Origin of the sequence: Carboxydocella sp. ULO1 (genome assembly GCF_002049255.1) — a bacterium.
In the GTDB taxonomy this organism is placed as follows: domain Bacteria; phylum Bacillota.
This window is the reverse complement of sequence record NZ_BDLQ01000156.1, coordinates 1-404: the sequence shown is the minus strand read 5'-3', so window position 1 is coordinate 404 and position 404 is coordinate 1. Positions and strand designations below refer to the sequence as shown.

General features: G+C 37.1%; 1 pseudogene. It reads left to right on the top strand.

Features of this window, described 5'->3' with window-relative positions:
* A pseudogene (locus ULO1_RS15050) lies at window positions 1–291 on the top strand (IS4 family transposase); the annotation flags it as partial.
* Between the last annotated feature and the right edge of the window lie 113 nt (window positions 292–404).

Below are 404 nucleotides of genomic sequence, written 5' to 3'. Positions count from 1 at the left end.
GCAGTAGAAAATCAGTTATATATCGCATTGGCAACATACTGTTTATTGAAGATGATCCAAATAAGGACAGGGTGTGAAGGACCACTGCTGACTGTAAAAAGGTTTGTTTGTGCCTGTCTTTATGAGCCCTACGAGGTATTTAGGAAAAAACTAAGTAAACAGAAGAAGCGAACATCCAAAGGCCGACGAAGACTAAATTACGAAGTAATATATGAGTTAACAGTAAGGCAAGTAATGGACGGAGAAACAGATTTTCTGAATGAACTGAGTTATGACCCAATTGTGTTGTAAAAGAAAATGGCTGACAAAATGTGGAATAGGACTACCCTCTATTACCACTAGCCCTTTTGGCCAAAGAACTGGAGTCCTTAATTACATATAATTACATAAATGTCATATATACC